Source organism: Photorhabdus asymbiotica (assembly GCF_003634575.1).
In the GTDB taxonomy this organism is placed as follows: domain Bacteria; phylum Pseudomonadota; class Gammaproteobacteria; order Enterobacterales; family Enterobacteriaceae; genus Photorhabdus; species Photorhabdus asymbiotica.
Genome location: NZ_RBLJ01000005.1, coordinates 67,065 through 85,023, shown reverse-complemented (window position 1 = coordinate 85,023; position 17,959 = coordinate 67,065). Strand labels below are relative to the sequence as shown.

General features: G+C 46.4%; 14 protein-coding genes. All 14 read left to right on the top strand.

The genetic code is table 11. The features are described 5' to 3' along the window. Window positions 1-81 precede the first annotated feature (81 nt). The 14 genes from rpsL (at window position 82) to BDD30_RS19970 (ending at window position 17,876) form a co-directional block, all read left to right on the top strand. Window positions 82-456 (top strand): 30S ribosomal protein S12, encoded by a 375-nt coding sequence (gene rpsL / locus BDD30_RS20040; RefSeq protein WP_011144815.1) that lies wholly within the window; start codon window positions 82-84, stop codon window positions 454-456. Window positions 457-552: 96 nt separating this feature from the next. Further along, on the top strand, window positions 553-1,023 hold the full coding sequence (gene rpsG, locus BDD30_RS20035; protein ID WP_012776532.1) for a 30S ribosomal protein S7: 471 nt from the start codon (window positions 553-555) through the stop codon (window positions 1,021-1,023). Between the two features lie 80 nt (window positions 1,024-1,103). Then, window positions 1,104-3,212 (top strand): elongation factor G, encoded by a 2,109-nt coding sequence (fusA, locus tag BDD30_RS20030; protein WP_012776533.1) that lies wholly within the window; start codon window positions 1,104-1,106, stop codon window positions 3,210-3,212. Window positions 3,213-3,282: 70 nt separating this feature from the next. Then, window positions 3,283-4,467, top strand: a complete 1,185-nt coding sequence (gene tuf, locus BDD30_RS20025; protein ID WP_012776534.1) for an elongation factor Tu — start codon at window positions 3,283-3,285, stop codon at window positions 4,465-4,467. A gap of 274 nt (window positions 4,468-4,741) precedes the next feature. Further along, window positions 4,742-5,125, top strand: a complete 384-nt coding sequence (gene secE, locus BDD30_RS20020; protein WP_012776536.1) for a preprotein translocase subunit SecE — start codon at window positions 4,742-4,744, stop codon at window positions 5,123-5,125. Then, window positions 5,126-5,671 carry a transcription termination/antitermination protein NusG gene (nusG, locus tag BDD30_RS20015; RefSeq protein WP_012776537.1) on the top strand — a complete coding sequence of 182 codons (546 nt, stop codon included), beginning with the start codon at window positions 5,126-5,128 and terminating at the stop codon, window positions 5,669-5,671. It begins immediately after the preceding gene. Window positions 5,672-5,825: 154 nt separating this feature from the next. Further along, window positions 5,826-6,254: a 50S ribosomal protein L11 gene (gene rplK, locus BDD30_RS20010; RefSeq protein ID WP_011144821.1), complete on the top strand. Its 429-nt coding sequence runs from the start codon at window positions 5,826-5,828 to the stop codon at window positions 6,252-6,254. Between the two features lie 3 nt (window positions 6,255-6,257). Next, entirely contained in the window at window positions 6,258-6,959 is a 702-nt protein-coding gene (gene rplA / locus BDD30_RS20005; protein WP_012776538.1) for a 50S ribosomal protein L1, read from the top strand. A gap of 309 nt (window positions 6,960-7,268) precedes the next feature. Continuing rightward, a complete protein-coding gene (rplJ, locus tag BDD30_RS20000; RefSeq protein ID WP_012776539.1) occupies window positions 7,269-7,766 on the top strand; it encodes a 50S ribosomal protein L10 in 498 nt (165 codons plus the stop codon). Between the two features lie 63 nt (window positions 7,767-7,829). After that, the gene (rplL, locus tag BDD30_RS19995) at window positions 7,830-8,195 is read left to right on the top strand and encodes a 50S ribosomal protein L7/L12 (RefSeq protein ID WP_012776540.1); all 366 of its coding nucleotides are present in this window, start codon (window positions 7,830-7,832) and stop codon (window positions 8,193-8,195) included. A 338-nt stretch (window positions 8,196-8,533) separates the two neighbouring features. Next, window positions 8,534-12,562 (top strand): DNA-directed RNA polymerase subunit beta, encoded by a 4,029-nt coding sequence (gene rpoB, locus BDD30_RS19990; protein WP_012776541.1) that lies wholly within the window; start codon window positions 8,534-8,536, stop codon window positions 12,560-12,562. A 130-nt stretch (window positions 12,563-12,692) separates the two neighbouring features. Then, entirely contained in the window at window positions 12,693-16,913 is a 4,221-nt protein-coding gene (gene rpoC, locus BDD30_RS19985) for a DNA-directed RNA polymerase subunit beta' (protein WP_041381489.1), read from the top strand. Between the two features lie 371 nt (window positions 16,914-17,284). Next, on the top strand, window positions 17,285-17,608 hold the full coding sequence (locus tag BDD30_RS19975) for a type II toxin-antitoxin system RelE/ParE family toxin (protein WP_041381490.1): 324 nt from the start codon (window positions 17,285-17,287) through the stop codon (window positions 17,606-17,608). Beyond that, the gene (locus BDD30_RS19970) at window positions 17,595-17,876 is read left to right on the top strand and encodes a helix-turn-helix domain-containing protein (RefSeq protein ID WP_012776543.1); all 282 of its coding nucleotides are present in this window, start codon (window positions 17,595-17,597) and stop codon (window positions 17,874-17,876) included. The genes BDD30_RS19975 and BDD30_RS19970 overlap by 14 nt, the downstream gene beginning before the upstream one ends. Window positions 17,877-17,959: the final 83 nt, after the last annotated feature.

Sequence of the window (17,959 nt, the reverse complement as noted above, 5' to 3'; positions counted from 1 at the left end):
CGTCCTCGTGTTTTGCCGTCAGGGCAAACAAGAGATTTAATCCGTGTTTACGAAGCAAAAAAACCAGGAGTTTTTTTAATAATGGCAACTATTAACCAGCTGGTGCGCAAACCCCGCAGCATGAAGGTTGCAAAAAGCAATGTTCCTGCTCTGGAAGCTTGCCCGCAGAAGCGTGGCGTATGTACTCGTGTATATACCACCACTCCTAAAAAACCAAACTCTGCACTGCGTAAAGTATGTCGTGTGCGTTTAACTAACGGTTACGAAGTTTCTTCCTACATCGGTGGTGAAGGCCACAACCTACAGGAACACTCCGTAATTCTGATCCGTGGCGGTCGTGTTAAAGACTTGCCAGGTGTGCGTTACCACACTGTTCGCGGTGCACTGGACTGTTCCGGTGTTAAAGACCGTAAACAAGGTCGTTCTAAGTACGGTGTGAAGAAGCCAAAGGCTTAATGGTTCTCCGTTAAGTAAGGCCAAACATTTTCACTTTAATGTCAAAATAAACTCGTAGAGTTTTGGACAACCCTGAATTCGAAACGGAGTATTTCCATGCCACGTCGTCGTGTAATTGGTCAACGTAAAATCCTGCCAGATCCAAAGTTCGGATCTGAATTACTGGCCAAATTTGTTAATATCCTGATGGTAGATGGTAAAAAATCTACTGCAGAAGCAATTGTATATAGTGCGCTTGAGACCCTGGCTCAGCGTTCTGGTAAAGAACATCTGGAAGCATTTGAGCTCGCACTGGATAACGTGCGTCCAACCGTGGAAGTAAAATCCCGCCGTGTTGGTGGTTCTACTTATCAGGTTCCAGTTGAAGTTCGTCCGGTTCGTCGTAATGCTCTGGCAATGCGTTGGATCGTTGATGCTGCTCGTAAACGCGGTGATAAGTCTATGGCCCTGCGCCTGGCGAACGAATTATCTGATGCAGCTGAGAACAAAGGCTCTGCTGTGAAGAAACGTGAAGACGTTCACCGTATGGCAGAAGCTAACAAGGCGTTCGCACACTACCGTTGGTAATCCTATTGTAGTGATGATGCCCTGGGCGGCTATTTTGCTGCCCAGATTTAAATTGAACGTCCTAGGAATAGAGGAATCAAATGGCTCGTACAACACCCATTGCACGTTACCGTAACATCGGTATCAGTGCACACATCGACGCCGGTAAAACCACCACTACCGAACGTATTCTGTTCTACACTGGTGTAAACCATAAGATCGGTGAAGTTCATGATGGCGCTGCTACTATGGACTGGATGGAACAGGAGCAGGAGCGTGGTATTACCATCACCTCCGCAGCAACAACTGCTTTCTGGTCAGGTATGGCTAAGCAGTTTGACGCGCACCGTATCAATATTATCGACACCCCAGGACACGTTGACTTCACCATCGAAGTAGAACGTTCCATGCGTGTGCTTGACGGTGCCGTAATGGTTTATTGTGCTGTTGGTGGTGTTCAGCCACAGTCTGAAACCGTATGGCGTCAGGCGAATAAATATAGAGTTCCACGTATCGCGTTCGTTAACAAAATGGACCGTATGGGGGCGAATTTCTTACGCGTTGTTGAGCAGATCAAAACTCGTCTGGCAGCAAACCCAGTACCTCTGCAATTAGCCATTGGTGCAGAAGATGCGTTCACCGGTGTTGTTGACCTGGTGAAAATGAAAGCCATCAACTGGAACGATGAAGATCAGGGAACTACCTTCACTTATGAAGATATCCCGGCTGATATGCAGGATCTGGCTGAAGAATGGCGTAACAACTTGATTGAAGCCGCTGCGGAAGCATCAGAAGAGCTGATGGAAAAATACCTCAGTGGTGAAGAACTGACTGAAGAAGAGATCAAAGCTGGTCTGCGTCATCGTGTTCTGACTAACGAAATCATCCTGGTTACCTGTGGTTCTGCATTTAAGAACAAAGGTGTTCAGGCAATGTTGGATGCGGTTGTTGAATATCTGCCAGCACCAACGGATGTTGAATCCATTAAAGGTATTCTGCCGGACGGTAAAGATACGCCGGCAGAGCGTCATTCTGACGACAAAGAACCATTTTCGGCATTGGCGTTTAAAATCGCTACTGACCCATTCGTTGGTAACTTGACCTTCTTCCGCGTCTACTCTGGTGTTGTTAATTCCGGTGATACCGTTCTTAACCCAGTGAAAGACAAAAAAGAGCGTTTTGGTCGTATCGTTCAGATGCATGCTAACAAACGTGAAGAGATCAAAGAAGTTCGTGCCGGCGATATCGCCGCTGCGATTGGTCTGAAAGATGTGACAACAGGTGATACTCTCTGTGATATCAGCGCACCAATCATTCTGGAGCGTATGGAATTCCCAGAGCCAGTAATCTCTGTTGCTATTGAGCCAAAAACTAAAGCTGACCAGGAAAAAATGGGTATCGCTTTAGGTCGTCTGGCTCAGGAAGACCCATCATTCCGCGTGTCTACCGATGAAGAATCTGGTCAGACGATTATCGCTGGTATGGGTGAGCTTCACCTTGATGTTTTGGTTGACCGTATGCGTCGTGAATTCAAAGTTGAAGCGAACGTTGGTAAACCTCAGGTTGCTTATCGTGAAACCATCCGTTCTACTGTTGAACAAGAAGGTAAATTTGTTCGTCAGTCTGGTGGTCGTGGTCAGTTTGGCCATGTGTGGCTGCGTATTGAGCCAATGGAACCAGGTGGCAAAGGTTACGAATTTGCTAACGAAATCGTTGGTGGTGTTGTTCCTAAAGAATATATCCCTGCGGTAGATAAGGGTGTTCAGGAACAAATGAAAAATGGTGTTCTGGCCGGTTACCCGATTGTTGACGTTAAAGTCGCGCTGTTCGATGGTTCTTACCACGAAGTTGACTCTTCTGAAATGGCGTTCAAAATCGCAGGTTCTATGGGCTTCAAAGAAGGCTTCATGAAAGCGAAACCAGTTCTGCTGGAGCCTATCATGAAAGTTGAAGTTGAAACTCCAGAAGATTACATGGGTGACGTTATCGGTGACCTGAACCGTCGTCGTGGTATGATCGACGGTATGGAAGACATTGCTACCGGTAAAACCGTACGTGCTCAGGTACCATTATCTGAAATGTTTGGTTATGCTACTGACCTGCGTTCTCAGACCCAAGGTCGTGCTTCTTACTCCATGGAGTTCCTGAAGTACAATGAAGCGCCGAGCAACGTCGCTCAGGCTATTATCGAAGCTCGTAAAGCTAAATAAGTTTTTCGGGTTTAATATCTAGATTCAGCTCCCTCCCAATAATGAGGGAGCGATACTAAGGAATAGAGTCGTGTCTAAAGAAAAATTTGAACGTACAAAACCGCACGTTAACGTTGGTACTATCGGCCACGTTGACCATGGTAAAACTACCCTGACTGCTGCAATTACTACTGTATTGGCAAAAAAATACGGTGGTAACGCTCGTGCATTCGACCAGATCGATAACGCACCAGAAGAAAAAGCGCGTGGTATCACCATTTCTACTTCTCACGTAGAATACGATACCCCAAGCCGTCACTATGCACACGTTGACTGCCCAGGCCACGCTGACTATGTAAAAAACATGATCACCGGTGCGGCTCAGATGGACGGCGCGATCCTGGTAGTTGCGGCGACTGATGGTCCAATGCCACAGACTCGTGAGCACATCCTGTTAGGTCGTCAGGTAGGCGTTCCTTACATCATCGTATTCCTGAACAAATGTGACATGGTAGACGACGAAGAGCTGCTGGAACTGGTTGAGATGGAAGTGCGTGAGCTGCTGTCTCAGTACGATTTCCCAGGCGATGATACCCCAGTTATCCGTGGTTCTGCGCTGAAAGCACTGGAAGGTGAGGCAGAGTGGGAAGATAAAATCCTTGAGCTGGCCGAAGCGCTGGACAGCTACATCCCAGAACCAGAGCGTGCAGTTGACCAGCCATTCCTGCTGCCAATCGAAGACGTATTCTCTATCTCAGGCCGTGGTACCGTGGTGACCGGTCGTGTGGAGCGCGGTATCGTTAAAGTGGGTGAAGAAGTTGAGATCGTGGGTATCAAAGATACGGCGAAGACCACTTGTACGGGTGTAGAAATGTTCCGCAAACTGCTGGACGAAGGTCGTGCAGGTGAGAACGTTGGTGTTCTGCTGCGAGGTACAAAACGTGACGAAATCGAACGTGGCCAGGTACTGGCAAAACCCGGTTCAATCAAGCCACACACCACATTTGAATCAGAAGTTTATATTCTGAGCAAAGATGAAGGTGGCCGTCATACGCCATTCTTCAAAGGCTACCGTCCACAGTTCTACTTCCGTACAACTGACGTGACAGGAACCATTGAACTGCCAGAAGGCGTAGAAATGGTAATGCCAGGTGATAACATTCAGATGAAAGTGACCCTGATTGCGCCAATCGCAATGGATCAAGGTCTGCGTTTCGCTATCCGTGAAGGTGGCCGTACAGTGGGTGCTGGTGTTGTTGCTAAAGTTATCGCATAATTTTTGATGTGATTACTCTAAAAGGGCATCAACAGATGCCCTTTTTGCACGTTGTTTTATAAAGAACCTATCTCATCAATGGTTGTTTTTAATCATTGGTGAGATAGGCTCTGATGCAACGAATTGGCTATATATCTCTCAGATATGTAATGCCATACTGAATTATGGTGCCAAGTCAGATACAATCACTCAAATTTTTTGGTTCGGTCTGATTTGTTTTGCTCTTGCGAGGCAAGCTGGCTATCTATATTAAATCATAGTTACAGGTTGGTTTATGAGTGCGAATACCGATGCTCAAGGGAGCAGGCGCAGTCTTGAGGTAGTGAAATGGCTATTAGTAGCAGTTTTATTGACGGTTGCTATTGTTGGGAACTACCTTTATCGAGAGTATAGTCTTCCTCTGCGTGCGATAGCAGTTGTTGTTATTGTTGCTCTTGCGGGAGCGGCTGCGCTTTGGACTGCAAAAGGTAAAACCACATTGGCTTTCGCTCGTGAAGCCCGCATTGAAATGCGCAAAGTCATTTGGCCAACTCGCCAGGAAGCGCTGCACACGACTTTGATTGTTGCGGCAGTCACTGCATTGATGTCTTTGATCCTCTGGGGTCTTGACGGTATCCTGGTGCGTTTAGTTTCATTTATTACAGGCCTGAGGTTCTAAATGTCAGATTCCCCAAAAAAACGTTGGTATGTCATACAGGCATTCTCCGGGTTTGAAGGTCGTGTTGCACAATCTTTACGTGAACATATCAAATTGCATGATATGGAAGATTCTTTTGGCGAAGTGATGGTGCCAACAGAGGAAGTTGTTGAGATTCGTAGCGGCCAGCGTCGCAAGAGTGAACGTAAATTCTTCCCTGGATATGTGCTGGTACAAATGATTATGAACGATGCGACATGGCATCTTGTTCGCAGCGTACCACGTGTCATGGGCTTTATCGGTGGCACATCTGACCGTCCGGCACCAATCAGCGATAAAGAAGTTGATGCGATTATGAATCGTCTTCAGCAGGTTGGTGATAAACCACGGCCAAAAACATTGTTCGAGCCAGGCGAAATGGTTCGTGTCAGCGATGGCCCATTCGCAGACTTCAATGGTGTTGTGGAAGAAGTTGATTACGAGAAGAGCCGCCTGAAAGTATCGGTTTCTATCTTTGGTCGCGCGACACCGGTTGAGCTGGATTTCAGTCAGGTAGAGAAAGTTTAATTTTTAGCTGTATCTTCTCTGGCTTGTAATAGGCGGGAAATCAATATACAATTCCGCGCCTTTTGTTTTTAGTGGCTTGGCCTGAAAAGGCGGGGCTGAAATAACAGGGGAGCCTTTTAAATAGGCGATATCACCCACATAGAGGAAATTATCAATGGCTAAGAAAGTACAAGCCTATGTCAAGCTGCAGGTTGCGGCTGGTATGGCTAACCCAAGCCCTCCAGTAGGTCCTGCTCTGGGTCAGCAGGGTGTTAACATCATGGAATTCTGTAAGGCGTTCAATGCTAAAACTGATAGCATTGAAAAAGGTCTGCCAATTCCTGTTGTGATCACAGTTTATTCTGATCGTTCTTTCACTTTCGTAACTAAAACCCCACCGGCAGCTGTTCTGCTGAAAAAAGCAGCGGGTATTAAATCTGGTTCTGGCAAACCGAACAAAGATAAAGTTGGTAAAGTAACCAGCGCTCAGATTCGTGAAATTGCTGAAACTAAAGCTGCGGATATGACTGGTGCTAGCGTTGACGCAATGATGCGTTCAATCGAAGGTACTGCTCGTTCCATGGGCCTGGTAGTGGAGGGTTAATCGATGGCTAAACTGACCAAGCGCATGCGCACAATCCGCGAAAAAGTGGATTCAACTAAGCAGTATGACATTAACGAAGCCGTTGCTCTTCTGAAAGAATTGGCTACTGCTAAATTCGTAGAAAGTGTTGACGTTGCTGTTAACCTCGGCATCGACGCGCGTAAATCTGATCAAAACGTTCGTGGTGCAACTGTATTGCCTCATGGTACAGGCCGTTCTGTTCGCGTCGCTGTATTTACCCAGGGTGCAAACGCTGAAGCTGCTAAGGCGGCTGGTGCTGAGCTGGTAGGTATGGAAGACCTGGCTGAGCAGATTAAAAAAGGCGAAATGAACTTTGACGTTGTTATCGCATCTCCAGATGCGATGCGCGTTGTTGGCCAGTTGGGCCAAGTTTTGGGTCCACGTGGTTTGATGCCAAACCCTAAAGTGGGAACTGTAACGCCTAATGTCGCTGAAGCTGTTCAGAATGCTAAAGCAGGCCAGGTTCGTTACCGTAATGACAAAAACGGTATTATCCATACTACCATTGGTAAAGTTGACTTCGACGCTGACAAACTGAAAGAAAACCTGGAAGCTTTGCTGGTTGCGCTGAAAAAAGCCAAACCATCTTCTGCTAAAGGTGTTTACATTAAGAAAGTTAGCCTGTCCACGACTATGGGCGCAGGTGTAGCAATTGACCAATCTGGTCTGACCGCTTCAGCTTAATTTTAGCTGAATGTGATTATTGCTTTACCTTGGCGTCAGATTTGTCTAAAATTTGGCGCCTTATGTTTAGCTGGTAGATTATTTATTAGTTGAACAAAAAATTTTCGGTTGGAGCTTGGCCTAATCCAAGCCCCGTCCAAGACCGCAGGTGTAATTGATTACTTAATATTCCTGCGTAGACGGTGACAGAGCCAAATGAAATTCATTTCTGGATTCTGCTCACCGTGTTTTAGAGCTCAAGCACTTTTGAGGTGTTATGAGTGATGTGAGTTCCGGGTTTTTCCCGGTTAATCCAGGAGCAAGAAGCTAATGGCACTAAATCTTCAAGACAAACAAGCGATTGTTGCTGAAGTCAGCGAAGTAGCCAAAGGCGCGCTGTCTGCGGTTGTTGCGGATTCCCGTGGCGTTGCCGTAGATAAAATGACTGAACTGCGTAAAGCAGGTCGCGAAGCTGGCGTTTACATCCGTGTTGTGCGTAACACACTGATCCGCCGTGCGGTTGAAGGTACTGCTTATGAGTGCCTGAAAGAAGCGTTTATTGGTCCAACCTTGATTGCTTTCTCTAACGAACATCCGGGCGCCGCTGCTCGTTTGTTCAAAGAGTTCGCGAAAGCGAATCCAGCATTCGAGATTAAAGCAGCAGCCTTTGAAGGTGAGTTTATCTCTGCGGCCAATATTGACCGTTTGGCAACACTCCCAACTTACGAAGAAGCAATCGCACGCCTGATGTCAACCATGAAAGAAGCCGTTGCAGGCAAACTGGTTCGTACTCTGGCTGCATTACGCGAGAAGAGAGAGGCGGCTTAATTGCCAGGCCCCTCTCGTGCTTTTTAACGTATAAATTATTTCTGAATTTTAGGAACACTTGTTATGTCTATCACTAAAGAACAAATTCTGGACACAGTTGCCACAATGTCCGTTATGGATGTTGTTGAGCTGATCACTGCAATGGAAGAGAAATTCGGCGTTTCTGCTGCGGCAGCGGTAGCTGTTGTTGCTGGTGCGGCTGAAGCTGTTGAAGAAAAAACCGAGTTTGACGTTGTTCTGTCCGCTATTGGCGGTAACAAAGTTGCTGTTATCAAAGCAGTACGTGGAGCAACTGGCCTGGGTCTGAAAGAAGCAAAAGATCTGGTTGAGAGCGCTCCGGCTGTACTGAAAGAAGCTATCAGCAAAGATGACGCTGAAGCACTGAAAAAATCTCTGGAAGAAGCAGGCGCTTCTGTTGAGATCAAGTAAGTTCAGTTTTAAGTTAGCAGCCTGACTTTAGAGGCTGACGGCTGGTGATTTTTTGGTCACCAGCCTTTTTGCGCTGTAGGGTATTATTAGCATTTCCACTATTTGGCTACTAATTAACCCCAAATACTTTTTCCTATTGACGACTTAATATACTGCGTTCTCAGCTACGATCCACTCGGGTAGCTCGGTAGTAAGGTAACGCAATGAAATGATTTAAGAGTAATAGTAATGAGTATTACGGAAAATAATTCAATTTTCTGTTCGAAAAAATAGTGTCGTAAAGATCTGTCCTTTAGGGCGGGCAGAGTGGGTCACTGATCAGCGAGCTGAGGAACCCTATGGTTTACTCCTATACCGAGAAAAAACGTATTCGTAAGGATTTTGGTAAGCGTCCCCAAGTGTTGGACGTACCTTATCTCCTTTCTATCCAACTTGACTCGTTCCAGAAGTTTATCGAGCAAGATCCAGAAGGCCAGAATGGTTTAGAAGCAGCATTCCGTTCTGTATTCCCAATTCAGAGCTACAGCGGCAGTTCGGAGCTGCAATACGTGAGCTACCGTCTTGGTGAGCCAGTGTTTGATGTTAAAGAGTGCCAGATTCGCGGTGTAACTTATTCTGCACCTCTGCGCGTTAAATTGCGTCTGGTTATCTATGAACGTGAAGCACCGGAAGGCACGGTCAAAGACATTAAAGAACAAGAAGTCTACATGGGTGAAATTCCACTCATGACTGACAATGGTACTTTTGTTATCAACGGTACTGAAAGGGTTATTGTTTCCCAGTTACATCGTAGTCCTGGTGTATTCTTTGATAGCGATAAGGGTAAAACACACTCATCCGGTAAGGTGCTGTATAACGCACGCATTATCCCTTACCGTGGTTCCTGGTTAGATTTCGAATTTGATCCAAAAGATAACCTATTTGTACGTATTGACCGCCGTCGTAAATTGCCGGCAACTATTATTCTGCGTGCAATGGATTACAGCACTGAAGAGATCTTGAATCTGTTCTTCAGTAAAACGATTTTCGAAATTCGTGACAACAGGCTGCAAATGACGCTGGTACCAGAACGTTTGCGCGGTGAAACTGCTTCTTTTGATATTGAAGCAAACGGCAAGGTTTATGTTGAAAAAGGCCGTCGTATTACCGCACGTCATATCCGCCAGTTAGAAAAAGACGACGTGAACCGTATTGAGGTTCCTGTTGAATACATCGCGGGTAAAGTTGTTGCAAGAGACTACATTGATGTCAATACAGGTGAAATTATCTGTGCTGCTAACATGGAACTCTCTTTGGATCTGCTGGCACGTTTGAGTCAGGCTGGTCACAAATCTATCGAAACCTTGTTCACCAACGACTTAGATCATGGTGCGTATATTTCCGAGACACTACGTGTTGATCCAACCAATGACCGCTTGAGTGCTTTGGTTGAGATTTATCGCATGATGCGTCCTGGCGAGCCGCCAACCCGTGAAGCGGCAGAAAATCTGTTTGAAAATCTGTTCTTCTCAGAAGATCGCTATGATCTTTCTGCGGTTGGTCGTATGAAGTTCAACCGTTCACTGAGCCGGGAAGAAGTTGAAGGCTCTGGTATTCTGAGTAAAGATGACATTATTGATGTCATGAAAAAACTCATTGATATCCGTAATGGTAAAGGTGAAGTCGACGATATTGACCACTTAGGTAACCGTCGTATCCGTTCCGTTGGGGAAATGGCAGAAAACCAGTTCCGTGTTGGTTTGGTACGTGTTGAGCGCGCAGTTAAAGAGCGTCTGTCTCTGGGTGATTTGGATACTCTGATGCCTCAGGACATGATCAACGCTAAGCCGATTTCAGCCGCAGTGAAAGAATTCTTTGGTTCTAGCCAGCTGTCTCAGTTTATGGACCAAAACAACCCGCTTTCTGAAATTACCCACAAACGCCGTATTTCTGCGTTGGGCCCAGGTGGTTTGACTCGTGAGCGTGCGGGCTTCGAAGTGCGTGACGTACATCCAACTCACTATGGCCGTGTATGTCCAATCGAAACCCCGGAAGGTCCGAACATCGGCCTGATTAACTCATTGTCGGTTTATGCACAGACTAACGAGTATGGTTTCCTTGAAACCCCATACCGTTTGGTTCGTGACGGCGTTGTAACTGATGAAATTCATTATCTGTCTGCGATTGAAGAAGGTAACTTCGTTATCGCGCAGGCAAACACCGTATTAGATGATGAAGGCCACTTTGTTGAAGATCTGATAACTTGCCGTAACTTTGGTGAATCTAGCTTATTCAACCGTGAACAAGTTGAATATATGGACGTTTCTACCCAGCAAGTGGTTTCGGTTGGTGCTTCCTTGATCCCATTCCTAGAACATGATGACGCAAACCGTGCATTGATGGGTGCAAACATGCAACGTCAGGCTGTTCCTACTCTGCGTGCTGATAAGCCGTTGGTTGGTACAGGCATGGAACGGGCGGTAGCGGTTGACTCAGGGGTAACTTCTGTAGCTAAACGCGGTGGTGTGGTTCAGTACGTTGATGCATCTCGTATCGTTATCAAAGTAAACGAAGATGAAATGTATCCGGGTGAAGCAGGTATTGATATCTATAACCTGACTAAATACACCCGTTCTAACCAGAACACCTGTATTAACCAAATGCCGTGTGTTTCTTTGGCTGAACCAGTAGAACGCGGTGATGTACTGGCTGATGGGCCATCCACTGATTTGGGTGAGTTGGCACTGGGTCAGAACATGCGCGTGGCGTTCATGCCATGGAATGGTTATAACTTCGAGGACTCTATCTTAGTTTCTGAGCGTGTTGTTCAGGAAGATCGCTTTACAACCATTCATATTCAGGAATTGGCTTGTGTATCTCGTGATACCAAATTAGGGCCTGAAGAGATCACCGCTGACATCCCTAACGTGGGTGAAGCTGCACTCTCCAAATTGGATGAATCCGGTATTGTTTATATTGGTGCAGAAGTGACCGGCGGCGACATTCTGGTTGGTAAAGTGACACCTAAAGGTGAAACCCAACTGACACCAGAAGAAAAACTACTGCGTGCTATCTTCGGTGAGAAAGCGTCTGATGTTAAAGACTCTTCTCTGCGCGTACCAAATGGCGTATCCGGTACGGTTATCGACGTACAGGTATTTACCCGTGACGGAGTAGAAAAAGATAAGCGTGCTCTGGAAATTGAAGAGATGCAATTGCGTCAGGCTAAGAAAGACCTGACAGAAGAGTTGCAAATTTTTGAAGCAGGGTTGTTCGCGCGTATCCGTTCTGTACTGGTTTCTGGTGGTATAGAAGCTGAAAAACTTGACAAACTACCTCGTGAGCGTTGGTTGGAACTGGGGCTGGCTGATGAAGAGAAACAGAATCAGTTAGAACAGTTGGCTGAACAGTATGACGAACTGAAAGCTGAGTTCGAGAAAAAACTGGATGCTAAACGTCGTAAGATCACTCAGGGCGATGATCTGGCACCTGGCGTACTGAAAATCGTTAAAGTTTATCTGGCGGTTAAACGTCAAATTCAGCCTGGTGATAAGATGGCAGGTCGCCATGGTAACAAGGGTGTTATCTCCAAGATCAACCCGATCGAAGATATGCCTTACGATGAAAACGGCACTCCGGTAGATATCGTACTGAACCCACTGGGCGTACCATCACGTATGAACATTGGTCAGATCCTGGAAACTCACTTGGGCATGGCTGCGAAAGGTATTGGTGACAAGATCAATGCAATGCTGAAACAACAGCAGGAAGTTGCCAAACTGCGTGAATTTATCCAGAAAGCTTATGACTTGGGTGATGAAACCCGTCAGAAAGTTGATCTGAACACTTTCTCTGATGAAGAAGTTCTTCGTCTGGCAGAAAACCTGAAAAAAGGCATGCCAATTGCGACACCGGTGTTTGACGGTGCGAAAGAGAAAGAAATTAAAGAGCTGCTAAAACTGGGTGACTTACCAACTTCTGGTCAGATTACTCTGTTTGATGGTCGTACCGGTGAACAATTCGAACGTCAGGTTACCGTTGGTTACATGTATATGTTGAAACTGAATCACTTGGTGGATGACAAGATGCACGCTCGTTCAACCGGTTCGTATAGCTTGGTTACCCAGCAACCGCTGGGTGGTAAAGCGCAGTTCGGTGGTCAACGCTTCGGTGAGATGGAGGTGTGGGCATTGGAAGCATATGGTGCTGCATACACCTTGCAGGAGATGCTCACCGTCAAGTCCGACGATGTTAACGGCCGTACCAAGATGTATAAAAACATCGTGGATGGCAACCACCAGATGGAACCAGGTATGCCGGAATCCTTTAACGTATTGTTGAAAGAGATCCGCTCTCTGGGTATCAACATCGAGCTGGAAGACGAGTAAATCGTATTCCCGCTGGTACTGCCCTGAATGGATATGACGGGCAGTTTACCAGCCAGTGGTTGCACTGGTTATAGGGGGGAGTGACATGGGTCGCTCTCCTGACAGGTCTAACTCCGACAGGAGCCATTTCGTGAAAGACTTATTGAAGTTTCTGAAAGCGCAAACTAAGACCGAAGAGTTTGATGCGATCAAAATTGCTCTGGCCTCACCAGATATGATCCGTTCGTGGTCGTTTGGTGAAGTGAAAAAGCCGGAAACTATTAACTACCGCACGTTCAAACCTGAGCGTGACGGCCTTTTCTGCGCCCGTATTTTCGGACCGGTAAAAGACTATGAGTGCTTGTGTGGTAAATATAAGCGCTTGAAACACCGTGGTGTAATTTGTGAGAAGTGTGGTGTAGAAGTTACCCAAACTAAAGTTCGTCGTGAGCGTATGGGTCACATTGAACTGGCTTCTCCGACTGCACACATTTGGTTCCTGAAATCATTGCCATCTCGCATCGGTTTGTTGCTGGATATGCCGCTGCGTGATATTGAGCGTGTACTGTACTTCGAATCCTATGTGGTGGTAGAAGGCGGTATGACCAGCTTGGAACGCAGTCAGATCCTAACAGAAGAGCAATACTTGGATGCGCTGGAAGAGTTTGGTGATGAATTCGATGCGAAGATGGGCGCAGAAGCTATCCAGTCTTTGCTGAAAAATCTCGATTTGGAAAATGAGTGTGAAACGCTGCGTGAAGAGTTAAATGAAACTAACTCTGAAACTAAACGTAAAAAGCTGACCAAACGTATTAAACTGTTGGAAGCCTTTATTCAGTCTGGCAACAAACCAGAATGGATGGTGCTGACGGTTCTGCCAGTTCTGCCGCCGGATTTACGTCCACTGGTTCCACTGGATGGCGGCCGTTTTGCCACTTCGGATCTGAACGATCTCTATCGTCGTGTTATTAACCGTAACAACCGCTTGAAACGCCTGCTGGATCTGGCAGCGCCGGATATCATTGTTCGCAACGAAAAACGTATGTTGCAGGAAGCGGTAGATGCCTTGCTGGATAACGGTCGTCGTGGTCGTGCAATTACTGGTTCTAACAAGCGTCCTCTGAAATCCCTGGCAGATATGATCAAGGGTAAACAGGGTCGTTTCCGTCAGAACCTGTTAGGTAAACGTGTTGACTATTCCGGTCGTTCTGTTATCACCGTAGGTCCTTACCTGCGTCTGCATCAGTGTGGTCTGCCGAAAAAGATGGCACTGGAGCTGTTCAAGCCATTTATCTACGGCAAGCTGGAATTGCGTGGTTTAGCGACCACCATTAAAGCAGCCAAGAAGATGGTTGAACGTGAAGAAGCGGTTGTTTGGGATATCCTAGATGAAGTTATTCGTGAACACCCGGTTCTACTGAACCGTGCACCGACACTTCACCGTTTGGGTATTCAGGCATTCGAACCGGTTCTGATCGAAGGTAAAGCGATTCAATTGCACCCACTGGTGTGTGCGGCCTATAACGCCGACTTCGACGGTGACCAGATGGCTGTTCACGTACCGCTGACACTGGAAGCCCAGTTAGAAGCGCGTGCGCTGATGATGTCTACCAACAACATCCTGTCTCCAGCGAGTGGTGAGCCAATCATCGTTCCATCCCAGGACGTTGTTTTGGGTCTGTACTACATGACTCGTGACTGTGTTAACGCGAAAGGCGAAGGCATGGTCTTGACTGGCCCTAAAGAAGCTGAACGCGTATATCGTGCAGGTCTGGCTTCTTTGCATGCCCGTGTCAAAGTCCGTATCACGGAAGAAGTGAAAGACGGTGAAGGTAATATCACTACCAGCACTGGTCTGGTTGATACGACCATTGGTCGTGCAATCCTGTGGATGATTGTACCAAGAGGCCTGCCTTACTCACTGGTTAACCAGCCATTGGGTAAAAAAGCTATCTCCAAGATGTTGAACACCTGTTACCGTGTGATGGGTCTGAAACCAACCGTTATCTTCGCTGACCAAATCATGTATACCGGCTTTGCCTACGCTGCACGCTCAGGTGCATCGGTTGGTATCGACGACATGGTTATCCCAGAGAAAAAAGCGGGGATCATTGCAGAAGCGGAAGCGGAAGTTGCTGAAATTCAGGAACAGTTCCAGTCTGGTCTGGTGACAGCCGGTGAACGTTATAACAAGGTTATCGATATCTGGGCCGCAGCAAACGAGCGTGTTGCTAAGGCAATGATGGAAAACCTGTCAACCGAGACTGTGATTAACCGTGACGGTGAAGAGGAACAACAAGTTTCTTTCAACAGCATCTTTATGATGGCTGACTCCGGTGCGCGTGGTTCTGCCGCTCAGATCCGTCAGTTGGCGGGTATGCGTGGTTTGATGGCTAAACCAGACGGTTCCATCATCGAAACCCCAATCACAGCAAACTTCCGCGAAGGTTTGAACGTACTCCAGTACTTCATCTCAACCCACGGTGCTCGTAAAGGGCTTGCGGATACCGCACTGAAAACAGCGAACTCCGGTTATCTGACTCGTCGTCTGGTTGACGTGGCACAGGATTTGGTTGTTACAGAAGACGACTGTGGTACTCACGACGGTATTCTGATGACGCCGGTCATTGAAGGTGGTGATGTTAAAGAGCCACTACGTGAGCGTGTATTGGGTCGTGTGACGGCGGAAGATGTTCTGAAACCAGGTACGGCTGACATTCTGGTGCCACGTAACACTTTGCTGAATGAGAAATGGTGTGATCTGTTAGAAGAGAGCTCCGTTGACAGCATTAAAGTACGTTCTGTTGTAAGTTGTGAAACTGACTTTGGTGTTTGTGCAAACTGTTATGGTCGTGACCTTGCTCGCGGACACATCATCAATAAAGGTGAAGCTGTTGGTGTTATTGCGGCTCAGTCCATCGGTGAGCCGGGTACACAGTTGACGATGCGTACATTCCACATCGGTGGTGCGGCATCTCGTGCAGCAGCCGAATCCAGTATTCAAGTTCGTAACAAAGGTAGCTTGAAACTGTTTAATGCTAAATCCGTGATGAACTCCGCAGGCAAGCTGGTGATTACTTCCCGTAACACTGAACTGTGTCTGATTGACGAATTTGGCCGTACTAAAGAAAGTTATAAAGTACCTTATGGTGCGGTACTCGGTAAGGGTGATGGTGAGGCAGTTAACGGTGGCGAAACCGTTGCTAACTGGGACCCACATACCATGCCAGTTGTCAGTGAAGTATCCGGTATCATCCGTTTTGCTGACATGATAGATGGTCAGACTATTACTCGTCAGACTGATGAACTGACAGGCCTGTCTTCATTGGTTGTTCTGGATAGTGCAGAGCGTACTGGTAGTGGTAAAGACTTGCGTCCGGCACTGAAAATTGTTAATGCCAATGGTGATGATGTATTGATCCCAGGTACTGATATGCCTGCTCAATACTTCCTGCCAGGTAAAGCAATTGTTCAATTGGACGATGGCGTCAGCATCTCGGCTGGTGACACGTTAGCACGTATTCCTCAGGAATCCGGCGGTACGAAAGATATTACCGGTGGTCTGCCGCGTGTTGCTGACTTGTTCGAAGCACGTCGTCCGAAAGAGCCTGCTATTCTGGCTGAAGTTAGTGGTATTGTCTCCTTTGGTAAAGAAACCAAGGGCAAACGCCGTTTGGTTATCTCCCCATTGGATGGTGGTGATGCTTACGAAGAGATGATTCCTAAATGGCGTCAGCTCAACGTGTTCGAGGGCGAAGTGGTTGAACGTGGTGACGTGATCTCTGATGGTCCTGAATCTCCACACGATATTTTGCGCCTGCGTGGTGTTCATGCGGTTACCCGTTACATCACCAATGAAGTTCAGGAAGTTTACCGCCTGCAAGGGGTTAAGATTAACGATAAACACATTGAGGTTATCGTTCGTCAGATGCTGCGTAAAGCAACCATTGAAAGTGCAGGTAGTTCCGAGTTCCTGGAAGGCGAACAGGTTGAATATGCCCGCGTTAAAGTGGCAAACCGTAAGCTGGAACAGGAGGGTAAAGTCCCTGCAACTTATGGCCGTGATCTGTTGGGTATTACTAAAGCGTCTCTGGCAACTGAATCCTTCATCTCTGCGGCATCGTTCCAGGAAACGACCCGCGTACTGACTGAAGCTGCGGTTGCTGGTAAACGTGATGAGCTGCGTGGTTTGAAAGAGAACGTCATCGTAGGTCGTTTGATTCCAGCTGGTACTGGTTATGCTTATCATCGGGATCGTATGCGTCGTCGTCAGTTGAACGAAGCTTCCGAAGCACCGCAGGTCAGTGTAGATGAAGCAACTGCGAACCTGGCAGAACTATTAAATGCTGGTTTTGGTAGCGATAAGAAGTAATTCTTAGAACACGCTAGTTAATTAAATGCCCTCCTTTTTTGGAGGGCATTTCAACTTGTTGATAACCTGCTAATTTTTGACTTGGTGCTCTGTTTTAATCGAGTTCCGTTCACAAAATGGAGCTTGTTGCCTCGTTAAAAATCCTCTCCTTAAATTTTTCTTTCCGAAAAGAGTTCACTTGAAGATTTTGTTCCTCACAATCGTTTGGCCATGGTCAGCAATCGGAATCATCGTTTCATAAAATCGTTTCTCATCTCCAGTCTTATTACCGGCACAAAGCAAAACAGAAGTAATATTTCATTAAAATGCAATTTTCCTCTTGATGAAAATTATCCTTTGGATTAATTTTTTTGCATTAGGAGGAAATAAGAGTGTTTATAGTTAAATATCATGATGAGGCTGAACAAGAAATTAAGTCTTTGCCAGCAAAAGTAGGGGTAAAACTTATAAGGTTGATTGGAAAGCTGGAAAAAGATCCTCGCTTACTACGTGAATCAGACACAAAACATTTAGGAAATGGTCTTTACGAAATTCGAACAATGGGGGGAGATATAGCACGCGGATTATGGGTGTATCAGACAGGAAAACAAATATATATGCTGCGAGTTTATATAAAGAAAACACAAAAAATCAAACAAAGTGAGATGGCTTTAGCATTTCGCAGACTGGAGGAAATGAAACATGAAGAAGTATAAGACACATTCAGAGATTCTGGCAGAAATGATGAAAGACTCTGAATTTAAAGCCGCTTATGAAGCTGAAGAACGTAAAGAAAGATTGCAAGAAACACTTGCAGAGTGGCGTAAGTTTGCTGGACTTACTCGCTCGCAAGTCGCGGAAAGAATGGGGGTTACGCCGCCAACGGTGACGAAAATGGAAAATAATGTGACAAAAGCTAGTATAGAAACATTAGTGCGCTATGCGCAAGCCTGTGGTATCCAGAACCCACAAATTACGTTGTAATTCTCTGTGCTATGGGGTTAGGGGCATGACTAACCCTTCCTTTCATACTTTGACTCTATTAATGAAATTCTTGTAAAAGCAGT